Genomic DNA, 333 nt, shown 5'->3' on the forward strand with positions numbered 1-333 from the left:
CAAGCTCGAAAGCCTGCTTCCCGAGAACACGGACGACCTCGTCAACAAATACACGCACAAGCGTGCGCCCGCGACCGAGACGCCGGTGGCACCCGGCGCGACGACCGATCAGCCGGCGGCCGAACCGCCGGCAAACGGCGACGATGCCGATGCGCCGGCCGACGACAGCGAAGGCGAAGCGCCGGCCGACAACGCGCCGGCTCCGGCTCCCGCCAGCCCGGCGCCGGCAAACTGATCCCGGTCAAACGGGCGCCCGCGGCAAGGCGGGCGCTTCCCCGGGATTGACGTTGGTGTGAACGCCGCAAGGCATGCGTTGCTTTCGACGAGCGATCG

Annotated in this window: 1 pseudogene; it reads left to right on the plus strand. The window is 70.3% G+C overall.

The annotated features are described in order from the left end of the window. Positions 1–235, plus strand: a pseudogene (locus tag EN807_RS35995) (CvpA family protein); the annotation flags it as partial. Positions 236–333: the final 98 nt, after the last annotated feature.

The sequence above is a fragment of the Mesorhizobium sp. M5C.F.Ca.ET.164.01.1.1 genome (genome assembly GCF_004792125.1).
GTDB lineage: Bacteria > Pseudomonadota > Alphaproteobacteria > Rhizobiales > Rhizobiaceae > Mesorhizobium > Mesorhizobium wenxiniae.